At 71.1% G+C, this 12,415-nt stretch carries 7 protein-coding genes; 3 read left to right on the top strand and 4 right to left on the bottom strand.

What is annotated here, in order from left to right; translation table 11 throughout:
* Nucleotides 1-27 precede the first annotated feature (27 nt).
* Nucleotides 28-1,905 (top strand): cellulase family glycosylhydrolase, encoded by a 1,878-nt coding sequence (locus ACFY01_RS00715; protein ID WP_390733436.1) that lies wholly within the window; start codon nt 28-30, stop codon nt 1,903-1,905.
* Nucleotides 1,906-1,956: 51 nt separating this feature from the next.
* On the opposite strand, the gene ACFY01_RS00710 is transcribed toward ACFY01_RS00715, so the two are convergent.
* The gene (locus ACFY01_RS00710; RefSeq protein WP_390733435.1) at nt 1,957-3,216 is read right to left on the bottom strand and encodes a YncE family protein; all 1,260 of its coding nucleotides are present in this window, start codon (nt 3,214-3,216) and stop codon (nt 1,957-1,959) included.
* A 137-nt stretch (nt 3,217-3,353) separates the two neighbouring features.
* On the opposite strand from ACFY01_RS00710, the gene ACFY01_RS00705 reads away from it, so the two are divergent.
* Nucleotides 3,354-4,013 (top strand): TetR/AcrR family transcriptional regulator, encoded by a 660-nt coding sequence (locus tag ACFY01_RS00705; protein WP_390733434.1) that lies wholly within the window; start codon nt 3,354-3,356, stop codon nt 4,011-4,013.
* Between the two features lie 43 nt (nt 4,014-4,056).
* Here ACFY01_RS00705 and ACFY01_RS00700 read toward each other — a convergent pair whose 3' ends face one another.
* Nucleotides 4,057-5,286, bottom strand: a complete 1,230-nt coding sequence (locus tag ACFY01_RS00700) for a glycosyltransferase (protein WP_390734013.1) — start codon at nt 5,284-5,286, stop codon at nt 4,057-4,059.
* A gap of 228 nt (nt 5,287-5,514) precedes the next feature.
* Here ACFY01_RS00700 and ACFY01_RS00695 point away from each other — a divergent pair, with 228 nt between their 5' ends.
* The gene (locus tag ACFY01_RS00695; RefSeq protein ID WP_390733433.1) at nt 5,515-7,491 is read left to right on the top strand and encodes a ricin-type beta-trefoil lectin domain protein; all 1,977 of its coding nucleotides are present in this window, start codon (nt 5,515-5,517) and stop codon (nt 7,489-7,491) included.
* 6 nt (nt 7,492-7,497) lie between these two features.
* Here the strand turns inward: ACFY01_RS00695 and ACFY01_RS00690 are convergent, their stop codons facing one another.
* Nucleotides 7,498-12,009 carry a hypothetical protein gene (locus ACFY01_RS00690; RefSeq protein WP_390733432.1) on the bottom strand — a complete coding sequence of 1,504 codons (4,512 nt, stop codon included), beginning with the start codon at nt 12,007-12,009 and terminating at the stop codon, nt 7,498-7,500.
* Nucleotides 12,006-12,407, bottom strand: a complete 402-nt coding sequence (locus tag ACFY01_RS00685) for a hypothetical protein (RefSeq protein WP_390733431.1) — start codon at nt 12,405-12,407, stop codon at nt 12,006-12,008. The genes ACFY01_RS00690 and ACFY01_RS00685 overlap by 4 nt, the downstream gene beginning before the upstream one ends.
* Nucleotides 12,408-12,415 lie beyond the last annotated feature (8 nt).

Below are 12,415 nucleotides of genomic sequence, written 5' to 3'. Positions count from 1 at the left end.
TCTTGACATCGCCGGACTGTAGTGGACATGTCGAAAATCCGGGCACGTCTGATCGTTGTCCTGGTTGTCCTCTGCGGATTCCTGACGGTGGCGGGTGCCCAGCCCGCCACCGCCGCCACCCCTGCCACCCCTTCCACTCCCTCCGATTCCCTCTGGTTCGACGGCACCCCCCTCACCGTGCAGAACGGCCGCTTCACCGACGGCCAGGGCCGCGAGGTCGTCCTGCGCGGCTACAACGTCTCCGGCGAGACCAAGCTGGAGGAGAACGGCGGTCTGCCCTTCGCCTCGGTCGCCGACGCACAGAAGTCCGCCACCGCCCTGCGTGCCCTCGGCGGCGGCAACGCGGTGCGCTTCCTGCTCTCCTGGGCGCACGCCGAACCCGTGCGCGGCCAGGTCGACACCGCCTATCTGGCCGCCGTCACCGGCCAGATGCGCGCCTTCCTCGACGCCGGCATCCGCGTCTACCCCGACTTCCACCAGGACCTCTACTCCCGCTACCTCTTCAACTCCGGAAGCTGGTACACGGGCGACGGCGCCCCCGAGTGGGCGGTGGACGCCGGTAGCTACTCCGCGGAGTCGTGCGGCATCTGCCTCTTCTGGGGACAGAACATCACCCAGAACTCGGCGGTGACCAAGGCGAGTTACGACTTCTGGCACAACGACTACGGCCTCCAGGACGCCTTCCTGACCACGGCCCGGTCGACGATGGCGTACCTCGTCCAGCACCTGAGCGACGCCGAGTTCGCGGGCGTCGTCGGCTTCGACCCGTACAACGAGCCGTACGCGGGCACGTACGAGTCCGGTCAGAGCAGCCGCACCTGGGAGCGGGACCTGCTGTGGCCCTTCTACCAGAAGTTCCGGGCCCGCATGGACGCGGCGGGCTGGCAGGCCAAGCCCGCCCTGGTCGAACCCAACCTCTTCTGGAACTCCAACATCGGCTCCCAGAAGCAGGAGGGCGGCCTGCTGGACGCGGGCACCCTCGGCTCACGCTACGTCTTCAACACCCACTTCTACGACCAGAAGGCCATCTCCGGCATCCTGATGTGGGGCAAGGCGGGCGACGGCCAGTACGCGACCGACTTCGGCACCGTCCGTGACCGCGCGTCGGCAGCGCAGAGCGCCGCACTCGTCAGCGAGTTCGGGCACCCCTTGTCGGGCACGGTGTCGGACAAGGCGCCGACCGTGCTCAAGGCGATGTACCAGGCCCTGGACTCCCGCCAGCCCGGGGCGAGTTGGTGGTCGAACCCGGCCTCCTCCGGCCCCGTCCTGTCCGGCACCCAGTGGCAGTGGGACATCTACAACGGCCGTCACCACGAGCTGATGAACGGCAACGCCGGCAAGGTGCTCACCTCCGGCGACGCCTGGAACGACGAGGACCTCTCCGCCGTACGCCTCGACGACTCCCGCACGGTGACACTGCGTCAGGACGCCCGCCTCCTCGACCGGCTCTACCCGGCCGCGACGGCGGGGACCACGCTCGCCTTCACCTACGAGGACCGCTCCCGGGACGGCTCGACGACCCTGACCTGGAACCCGGTGCCCAGCTCGCTGCCGAACGTCTCGCGGCTGGTCGGCTCCGGCCAGTACGGGCTGCTGGTGTGGCGCTCGGGCAGCGGCACGGCACCCACCGAACTGCACCTCCCGGCGTCCTTCCCGACCTCGGCGACCACGGTGGTCTCCGACCTCGGCACCGCGTACGCGCCCCCGTCGTACACCGCCTCGACCCCGGTCGGCACGGCCCCCGAGCCGGGCGGCACCGGCAGCCGCCGCCTGCTGCTCACCGACACCGACTCCGGGGTGCAGCACTACGCGCTGGTGACCAACGGCACGACGAGCACACCCTCCGCGGACCTGCTGAGTGCGGCGAGGTCCGAGCTCGCGGCGTGGGCGGCGGCGCACTTCTGACCCGTGCCGGCCTCCGGGGCGCCGCCGCACCCCGGAGGCGGCTCAGGGACGTCAGCTGCCCGACAGCCCCGTCCAGTCGGCCTGCACGTGCCCCAGCCGGACGCGCTGCGGGTGGTCGCCCACCGCCACGGACGTCACCTTCTGGCCGGTGGCGAAGTCGATGGCCGTGACCTGGTCGGCGCCGCTCTCGGAGATGATGCAGTCCTTGCCGTCGCCGCTGACCGTGGCCCAGTACGGCTTGGAGGCGGTGACCAGCGGCCCCTCCTGGAGGGTCGAGCGGTCGACGACGGTCGCGTAGTCGTCCATGGTGCCCGCCACGCACAGCTTGGTGCCCGAAGGGTTCATCGAAATGCCGTGGTGGCGCGAGTCGTTGACCCAGGTGGTGCGGTCCTCGCTGGTCGCCGGGTTCTTCGGCAGCGTCTTCATACGGGTGATCTTGTCGGAGGCGACGTCGTACTCCAGGAAGCCGTTGAAGAAGGACACCTGGAAGTACAGCTTCGACTCGTCGGGGGAGAAGACCGCCGGGCGGACGGCGTCGGAGAAGTCCTTCAGCCCGAAGGCGTCCAGCCGGCTCCGCATGTCGATGATCTTGACCTGCTTGAACGTCGTCGCGTCCACCACGGTGATGTGGCGGTCGCCCTTGGTCCAGTCCCAGCCGGGGTCGTCGAGGGAGGTGTTGACGTCCCCGATGGCCATGTTCCAGATGTACTTGCCGTCCTTGCTGAAGATGTTCTCGTGCGGCTTGTCGCCGGTGGCGAACGAGCCGAGCTGCTTGCCGGTGTTGATGTCGAGCACGTGCACGGTGTTCGCGGTCGACGCGGAGACCGCGACCCGGGTGCCGTCGGGGGAGACGGCCATGTGGTCGGCGCGGTAACCGGACACCGGGAAACGCCAGTTGACCTTCCCGGTGGCCAGGTCGATGGAGACCACATCGGCGAAGCTCGGGCGGGAGACCACCACCGACTTGCCGTCGGGCGTGGAGTACATGTCGTCCACGAACTGGTCGTGGCCCTCGCCGACGCTGTTGCGGATCGCCTGGAAGTAGATCCACTTGATCGGATCGGCGTTGATCGCCGCCATCCGGGCGTCCTTGTCCGGTACCACGTTGATCCGTCCGACCTTCGCGAAGTCCCCGGAGGACTTGATGACATCCGCGGTGCCGTCCCAGTTGTTGCCCACGAACATCACCTCGCGCAGGGCGGAGGCGTCCGAGGCCGCGGCCGCCGCGGACGCCGCAGTGGCGGGGCCGGCGGCGGTCAGGACGAGGGCGGCGGCTACGGAGCAAAGGTGCCTGGATCGGAAGGCGGGCATGACGGCTCTCTCCTCTGAGAAATCTGAACACAGGCGCTTTCAAAGTTACTTACTGGAAGGTAAGGAGGGGGCGGCCTACTCGACAAGATGCGTGCACGACAAGATTGGCCATCGGCGGGATGAAGGAGGGGGGAAGCGTGGCGGGCAGACTCAGGGCACCGAAGGGCCGCTACGGCGGCAGGTCGGCCGAGGAACGGCAGGCCGAGCGGCGCCGTCGTTTCCTGGAGGCGGCGCTGCGACTGTTCGGCGACAGCCCCGGTTTCCGCGCGACGACCGTCGCCGCGCTGAGCCAGGCCGCCGGCCTGTCGACCCGTCAGTTCTACGAGGAGTTCCGCACCCTGGAGGACGTGCTCGCCGCGCTGCACCTGGAGGTCAACGACTGGGCCGAGCAGGCCGTGCTGGCGGCGCTCGCCGAGGCGGAGACGCTGCCGCTGGCCGAGCGCGTCACCGTGCTGTTCCGGGCCTACGCCCGCGACGTCACCTCCGACCCGCGCCGCATCCGCATCACCTTCGTCGAGATCATCGGCGTCAGCCCGCGCCTGGAGGAACAGCGGCTCGCCCGCCGCGCCCGCTGGGTCGACCTGATCTGCGCCGAGGCCACCGCGGCCGCCGCACACGGGGACGCCGCCCGCCGCGACTACCGCCTCGCCGCGACCGCGTTCATCGGCAGCGTCAACGGCCTCCTCCACGACTGGAGCGCGGGCTGGGTGGACGCCACCCTGGACGAGGTGGTCGACGAACTGGCCCGGCAACTCCTCGGGATCCTGCGGCCGGAGGGCTGGGCCCGGAAGCGCTGAGCCCGCCTCGACCGCCGGCGCGGCGGTCCCTTCGGCCAGGCGGTCAGGCGGTCAGGCGGTTCACCGCCTCCATCACCGGGGCCACCCCGTCCTCCGCCCGGATGCGGGTGCCGAGGGCGCGGGCGCGTTCGCTGTAGCCGGGGTCGCGGGTCACCTGGACGAGGGCGGTGGTCAGTGCGTCGGTGGTCAGGCCGCGCAGGGGTACGGCGGTGGGGGCCACGCCGAGGGAGGCCAGACGGGCGGACCAGAAGGCCTCGTCGAACTGGACGGGGACGGGCACGGCCGGCACCCCGGCCCGCAGACCCGCGGCGGTCGTCCCCGCGCCCGCGTGGTGGACCACGGCGGCCATGCGCGGGAACAGCGCGGAGTGCGGGACCTCGCCGATGGTCAGCATGTCGTCCCCGTCGGCCGCGAGCCCGCCCCAGCCCCGCTGGACGACCCCGCGCAGCCCGGCCCGCCGCAGCGCCGTCACGACCTGCTCGCTCACCCGCTCGGCGTCCGGCACCGTGGCGCTGCCCAGGCCGACGAAGACCGGCGGCGGGCCCGCGTCGAGGAAGTCCCGGAGTTCGGCGGGGAGCCGGGTGTCACCGTCGTACGGCCACCAGTAGCCGCAGACCCCGAGTCCCGTCCGCCAGTCCCGGGGCCGGGCCACCACCAGCGGGCTGAAGCCGTGGTGCACCGGCCACCGCTGCCGCTCCCGTGCCCGCCGCCCCTCGGCGGCCCGCGCCCGGGGCAGCCCCAGCCGTTCCCGTACGGCAGGGACGGCGGCGGCGAAGATCCGCCCCTCGGCCAGCAGCACCCCGTGCCCGGCGATCCGGTTCCCGGTCCCGCCCCAGGAGCCGCCCCCGAGCACCGGCGGCGCGAACTCCCGTGTCGGAGCAAGCGGTTGCAGGTACACGCCCATGCTCGGCAGTCGCAGCCCCTCGGCGATGGCGTGCCCGAGCGGCCCCAGCGAACCGGACAGCAACAGCACGTCGCTGGCTCGGGCCGCGGCCACCAGGTCGTCGGTCAGCCGGCCGACCAGCCGCCGCGCCATCTCCACCACCCGCAACAGCTTCCCGGCACCACTGGCACTGCGGTGCAGCCCACGCCCTCGCGGGGACTCCAGCTCCGCCCGCGGGTCCACCGGCAGCGGACGGAACCCCACGCCCGACCCCGCCACCAGCGGTGCGAAGCAGGCGTGAGTGACCAGGGTGACCTCGTGCCCGGCACGGCTCAGGCCGTGACCCAGTCCGGTGTACGGAGCCACGTCACCCCGGGATCCCGCCGTCATGATCGCTACGCGCACGACGGCAAGTATGGCGGCGCGGTACCCGAGGCGGCACGAACGACCCGGCGCGTGCGTCGACTTCACGCCTTCGGCCCTCGCCCGTTCACTCCTGCCGCATCCGTTGACTTACCCCTCCGGCGGCTCTACGGTCGGCGCGCGATGCGTTCGGACTTCCGATCCATGTTCGAAATATCGTGCGCGCTGAAGAGTGTGAACCCCCTGAGGAGCCGCATGTACCCCCCACTCCGTTCCCCGCGCCAAAGCCTCGTACGGCGCTTCCGGCGCTTCAGAGCCGGGGCCGTACGCGCCCTCGCCCTGGCCCTGACCGCGACCGCCGCGCTGCTCTTCGCCCAGCCGGGCACGGCGCAGGCCGCGACGACCCGTCAGGTATCCGTGCCCACCGCTCCCATGGGCTGGGCCTCCTGGAACAGCTTCGCCGCCAAGATCGACTACAGCGTCATCAAGAAGCAGGTCGACGCGTTCGTCGCCGCGGGACTGCCGGCGGCCGGGTACAAGTACATCAACATCGACGAGGGCTGGTGGCAGGGCACCCGTGACAGCGACGGCAACATCACCGTCGACACGTCCGAGTGGCCCGGCGGGATGAGCGCCATCGCCGACTACATCCACAGCAAGGGCCTCAAGGCCGGCATCTACACCGACGCGGGCAAGAACGGCTGCGGCTACTACTACCCGACCGGCCGCCCCGCCGCCGCCAACACCGGCAGCGAGGGCCACTACGACCAGGACATGCTCCAGTTCTCGAAGTGGGGCTTCGACTTCGTCAAGGTCGACTGGTGCGGCGGTGACGCCGAGGGCCTCGACGCGAAGACCACGTACCGGTCCATCAGCGACTCGGTGGCCGAGGCGACGTCGGAGACCGGTCGTCCGCTCACCCTGTCGATCTGCAACTGGGGCAACCAGAACCCCTGGAACTGGGCACCGGGCCAGGCCCCGATGTGGCGGACCAGCACCGACATCATCTACTACGGCAACCAGCCGTCGATGACGAACCTGCTGTCCAACTTCGACCAGACCCTGCACCCCACGGCCCAGCACACCGGCTACTACAACGACCCGGACATGCTGATGGTCGGCATGGACGGCTTCACCGCCGCCCAGAACCGCACCCACATGAACCTGTGGGCGATCTCCGGCGCCCCGCTCCTGGCGGGCAACGACCTGACCACGATGACCTCGGAGACCGCGGGCATCCTGAAGAACCCCGAGGTCATCGCCGTCGACCAGGACGCCCGCGGGCTACAGGGCGTCAAGGTCGCCGAGGACACCAGCGGGCTCCAGGTGTACGGCAAGGTGCTGTCGGGCAGCGGTGACCGCGCGGTCGTGCTCCTCAACCGCACCTCCGCCGCCAAGAACATCACCGTGCGCTGGTCCGACCTCGGCCTGACCAACGCCTCCGCGACCGTCCGTGACCTGTGGGCCCGCTCCGACATCGGCAGCTACAGCACGAGCTACACGACCAGCGTCCCGGCGGGCGGCTCGGTGATGCTCACCGTCACCGGTGGCACAGAGGCGTCGAGCAGCACGTACTCGGGAACGTCGAGCTTCACCGGGGTGGTCGCGGGCAGCACCGGCGTGAAGACCGTCGACGTCTCCTACACCAACACCGCCTCCACCGCCCGCACGGCCACGCTCCAGGTCAACGGCCAGGGCAGCACGACGGTCTCCTTCCCGCCCACCGGTTCGAGCGCGGGCACGATCTCCGTCGCGGTCGCCCTGTCCAAGGGCTCGTCCAACAAGCTCACCTTCTCGAACGCCCCGACGCTCGACTCCATCACCGTCAGACCGCTGTCCGGCACGAACGGCACCCTGGTCGTCGGCAAGCAGTCGGGACGCTGCCTCGACATCTACAACAACACCCTCACCAACGGCACCCAGGCCGAGCTGTGGGACTGCAACGGCGGCCAGAACCAGTCCTGGACGTACACCTCCCGCAAGGAACTCGTGGTGTACGGCGACAAGTGCCTGGACGCCTACAACCTCGGCACCACCAACGGCACCAAGGTCGTCATCTGGGACTGCAACGGCCAGAGGAACCAGCAGTGGAACGTGGGCAGCGACGGCACGATCACCAACGTCAACGCGGGACTGTGCCTCGACGCGAACAACGCGGGGACCGCGAACGGCACTTCGATGGTGCTGTGGTCCTGCGGCAGTGGCGACAACCAGAAGTGGACGCTGAACTGAGGGTCGTCATCGGCACGGTGGGTCGTACGGCTCGCCTGGTACGTATGTCTTCCATTCCGGGCGCGTGATCTCATCCCCGATGCTCTTGCAGAGGATGTAGGTCAGGTCCGAGGGTTTGGTGGACCAGACGTCGACGGTGGAGCCGGCTGCGGCCAGCAGGGGCTTCGTTCCGGAACTGTACGACAGGCTCCCGAAACCCGTGAAGCTTCCGCTGCCGTAGGCGAACGCGCCCTGGTAGTCAGGAGCCTTTGGGGTGCTGACATCCCACAGCTCGATGTGACCGTTGGTCTGTCCGTCGATACTGTTGAGGTTGCCGGTGCTTCCCCAGGCGAGGGTCCGGCCGTCGGGGCTGAAGGCGATGCTTCCGTCCGAGCCGATGGTGCGGATCACGACGGGGTCGCCCGTGATCCGGCCGTCCTCGATCCGCCAGAGGCGAGTGGTGTCCTTGGTGTCGGTGGCCGCGAGGAGGCTTCCGTCAGGACTGAACGCGGTCCGCGACACCAGGGCACCCCGTGTGAGCCATTGGGTCGGCTGGGCCACGGGGTGCCGCGGGTTCGACACCGTCCAGGCGAGCAGCTTGTCGCTGGTGTTGGCGACCAGGAGGTGGTTCTTCGGGGCGAAGGCGACGAAGAAGACGTCACCTTTCATGGACGCGGTCTGGCGAGGGTGCGAGACGGTGGTGATGTCGAACACCCTGACGGACGGCGGCTCGGTCACGACGGTGGTGTGGTCGTTGTTGTCGGCGACGGCCAGCAGGTGTCCGTCGGCGCTGAAGGAGATGTCCTCGACTCCGTTGGCCACGTCGGTGATGGTGCCGATGACCGGGGCGCCGCGTCGGCTGGTGTCGCGCAGCCGGACGACATGCTTTCCACCGCTGAGCTCGCTCAGCGCGAGGATCCGTCCGTCGGGGCTGAAGGCGGCTGCCTCCGCGCCGATGTCACCGCTGCCGGGCAGGTGGGCCAGGCTCTTGTGGAGCAGCGCCGAACCGCTCAGGTCCCACAGCGCACCGCCGTTGGCGCCGTGAATGACCAGCAGCCGCCGGGCACCGCCGCTGAACCTCGCGGTCGTCTGGAAGCCGGAGGGGGTCTGTCCGAAGCTGGCCGCGGCGGTGGGGGTCGCCGAGTTCTCCACGTACCAGAGCAGGACTCCGTGGGTCGTGGCGCGCAGTACCCGGTGGCCGCGCGGCGCGAACAGGACCGGCCCCGTGTCGCCGTCGGCGCCTTTCAGCGGGCCGGACTTCTGAAGGCCATGACGGATGACGTCCCAGAGGGAGGTGTCACTCCCGCAGCCGGTGGCGAGGATCTTCCCGTCCGGACTGAAGGAGGCGGAAGCCAGACCGGTCGAGCAGGAGGAGGCCCACTCCTCCTTCGCCGTGCCCGCCGGTGTCGGCTGCGCCCGGCCCCGCGTCTTCCACAGGCGGACGCCGATCTTGTTCCCGTCCCCGGGGCCTGCCAGAAGCCGGCCGTCGGGGCTGAACGCCACCCGGTGCAGCGGCTTGTCGATCAGGTCGTACGTGTGGGAGTCCGTCTTGAGACCAGGAAGTGCGGCCAGTGCCGAGGCGCGCCGCCGGTCCGACGTGTCCCAGAGCCGTACCTTGCCGTCGCTTCCGGCGCTGGCCAGGAGGTGCCCGGTCGGCGCGAAGGCGAGTGAGTCGACGTTCCCGGTGTGGCCGCTGAGGGTGTGCAGCGCGCGTGGGGCGGACCGGTCGGTGATGTCCCAGAGTTGAATGCGTCCGTCGACGCGGCCCAGAGCGAGGGTGTGCCCGTCCCGGCTGATCGCCAGGGACAGGGTTTTGACCGTCTGCCGCTCGGGGAGTTGGACGCGGCGCGGGTGCTCCGGCGAGGTGACGTCCCACAACTCCGGCCGGCCGCCGACCTTGCCGCTCTCCCGCACGACGGCCATGAGACGCCCGTCGGGGCTGAGTGCCACAGCCCCGGTGCTCATCTGCCCGATCGGATCCACGTATTTCTTGCCGTGGACCGTGTCCCACAGGACGACGTCAGAACCGGTGGAGATGGCCAGTATGTCGCCGTCGGCGTTTAGCGAGATGTCCTTGGCGGGGGTGTCGGCGTTGAAGACGCCCGGCAGCTCCAAACTGGCGAGCATCGGCGCCGTGGCGGTGCGTGGATCCAGCCGGTTCGCCACCAGGCTGAGCTGCTTGGCCAGCTCCGGCCGGTTCGTCCGCAGATGCTCCGCCTCCACGGCGACCAGCCGGGCGACGGCGTGCCGCCGCTGGTCCGCCTCCCGCTGCCCCGAGACCCACGCCAGGACCCCGCCCGTCCCGGCCAACAGGGTCAGCACGCACAGGCAGGCGATGACAGCCGTTCGGATGCGCCCCGCACGGCGTTCCTGGAGCCACGACCGGTGCAGGAACTCCGTGAGCCGCGGTTCGAGTCGGGCGTCGGCGTACTCCGCCCCGCCCGCGCCGCCCCAACCGGCGTCCGGGTCGGTGACACCGAGGCGTTCACGGGCGGCCGTCAGCCGTGCGCCGCGGTAGAGCAACGAGGTGTCCTTGCCCGCCTGCCACCAGGCGTCGGCGTCGACGGCGACCTGCTGACGGGTGCGCAGCCAGTCGCGGTCCGTGTCGATCCACTCGCGCAGCGACGGCCAGGCGGTCAGCAGGGCGTTGTGGCTGATGCGGACGGTACGCTCGTCGAGGACCAGCAGCCGGGCCGCGGCCAGTGCGTGCAGTGCGCGCTCGGCCGCCTGTGGGTCCGGCAGGCCGTCCAGCAGTTCGCTCCGGTCGACCGGGCGGCTGGTGTCGGGTGCCTCGTCGTCGATGCGCACCAGGCGCGGCAGCATGCGGCGCACGGCGGCACGGCCGGCGTCGTCGAGGAGCGCGTAGGTCTCGTCGGCCGTCCGTCTGATGGCCTGGTCGATGCCGCCGCTGGCGCGGTAGCCCGCGACGGTCAGCCGGCTGCCGCGCCGCTGCCGCCAGGTCGCCCACAGCGCGTGGGAGAGCAACGGCAGGGTCCCGGTCTGCGACTGGGCCGGTCGGGCGGCCCCCAGTTCGTGGATCAGCAGGTCCGCCAGGCCCTCGTCGAGTTCGAGGCCGACGGCCGCGGCCGGGCGTTCGATCGCGGCCCTGAGTTCCTCCTGCCGCATCGGGCCGACGAGCACCTGGTGGTCGCGCAGCACCGAAGCCAGCTCGGGTAAGGCCTGGGCGTGCCCGTAGAAGTCGGCTCGGAGGGCGGCGACCACGAGCGTCCCGGCCTCGGCCATGGCCGCCAGTGCGCTGAGGAACGCCGTCTGCTCGGAGCGGCTGCGGCAGGCGGTGAACAACTCCTCCAGCTGGTCCACGACCAGGACCAGTCGCCGCTCGCCTTCCGGGACGAGGTCGCGGACCCACTCGGCGGCCGTCCGCGGGTCCTCGGGCGGAGGAGCCGCCTCAGCCGTTCCGTCGGGCCGGAGCGCGGCGGCCAGACTCCGGACGGGGTGCTCGCCGGGGGACATGACGACGCAGGGCCAGGCGGCCGACCCGGGCAGCAGCGGGCTTCCGCTCCGCAGGGCGGCGAGGAGGCCGGCGTGCAGCAGCGAGGTCTTGCCGGCGCCGGACGGCCCGACCACCGCGAGCGGCCGGCCTTCGTCGACGGCCCGGCTCGAGGCGCGGAGCAGCTCCTCGACCAGTTCCGCACGGCCGTGGAAGAACCCGGCGTCGTCCACGGTGAACGCTTCGAGGCCCGGGTACGGGCAGGGGCCGGGCGCCGGTTCCGGTGCGGGGGTGCCGTCCGGTTCGGCGGGCGCCGGAGCGGAGGCGTTGACGGCCATGACCAGCCCGCCGGAGCGGTCACCGGCCTGGCGGCGCGGCAGCGGTCCACCGCTCGCCCGCAGCGCCCGGAACAGGTGGTCGTAGACGTCGTCCAGGGTGAGCAGCCGGGGCGCGCGCGGGTCACCCTCCTTCAGCAGGCCGATCAGCTCTCCGCTCAGAGCGGTGTACTCGGCGTCCTCCGGGGCCAGGGCGAGCCGCTCGGCGGATCCCATCAGGTACATCCCGTGACCGGCGGGCAGGCTGAAGGCCGCGGGCTGCGGCACCCCGGCGCCGAGTCGGGCCCGTCCGGAGAAGCAGCAGTCCAGGACGACGATCACCGAGGCGGCGCGGCACAGCGTGAGGGCCTCCCGCAGCGCCGAGAACGGCAGCGCCTGGTGCGCGGCGAGGCCCGGGGTCAGCCGGTCGGTGGCGCAGGCGGCGAGGTACAGCTCGTCGCCGGGGCCGATCAGGCCGTGCCCGACGTAGTACACGAGCAGGGTGCTCTCCGCCTCCTGGGCGGCTTCGGCGATCGCCAGGGCCATGGTCCGGGCGTCCGCCGGGTCCAGGAGGGTGTGCAGCCGCTCGGGTGCCGTTCCGCAGTGTTCGACCAGTGCGTCCGCCAGGGCGGCGACGGTGCGGGGCACCGCCGGTACGGACGTCAGCGTCGGACCCTGGTGCGTACCGGTGCCGATGAGGAGCACCCGAGCGCCGGAGGAGGCCAGCGCGGTGGTGGGGGAGGACACGGCCGGGGGCTCGACGGGCTTTGTCATGACCCGCTGCCGTCCGGTTCCCTGCCGCCGTCGAGCATCCGGGACGTGTCGGCCACGAAGGCCCTCAGTTCCTGGGGCGTCATCGGCCTGACGAGTTTCGTGGAGATCTCCATCGTCGCGCCGTCCGGCCGGGTCGCCTTGACGGTGACGTCGCCGTGCCGGCCGCGGATCCACGCCACCAGGGCGGTGGTGAGTCCGGTGGCCGCCCCACCCGAGCCGAGCGCGACCACCAGGCCGTCCAGCACCGGCCCCAGCGTGCCGGGCACCGGTGGTCTCTCGTGCGGGGTGACCCTGCCCCGCAGCTCGTCCTCCTCGGTGAGCCACGCGAGCAGTGAGCGCGTCCCGTCGGCGTCAGCGCCGGCGTCGGCTCCGGCCCGGACTTCCACGCGTACGTCCACAGGTTCCC

The organism is Streptomyces sp. NPDC001480 (assembly GCF_042894725.1).
In the GTDB taxonomy this organism is placed as follows: domain Bacteria; phylum Actinomycetota; class Actinomycetes; order Streptomycetales; family Streptomycetaceae; genus Streptomyces.
The sequence above is the reverse complement of the archived record's forward strand: the minus strand, read 5'-3'. Positions and strand labels throughout refer to the sequence as shown.

Excerpts from the sequence above, each read along its gene's own strand:
- ACFY01_RS00715 (WP_390733436.1), top strand. The coding sequence starts at position 28 with ATGTCGAAAATCCGGGCACGTCTGATCGTTGTCCTGGTTGTCCTCTGC.
- ACFY01_RS00710 (WP_390733435.1), bottom strand. The coding sequence starts at position 3,216 with ATGCCCGCCTTCCGATCCAGGCACCTTTGCTCCGTAGCCGCCGCCCTC.
- ACFY01_RS00700 (WP_390734013.1), bottom strand. The coding sequence starts at position 5,286 with ATGACGGCGGGATCCCGGGGTGACGTGGCTCCGTACACCGGACTGGGT.
- ACFY01_RS00695 (WP_390733433.1), top strand. The coding sequence starts at position 5,515 with ATGTACCCCCCACTCCGTTCCCCGCGCCAAAGCCTCGTACGGCGCTTC.
- ACFY01_RS00690 (WP_390733432.1), bottom strand. The coding sequence starts at position 12,009 with ATGACAAAGCCCGTCGAGCCCCCGGCCGTGTCCTCCCCCACCACCGCG.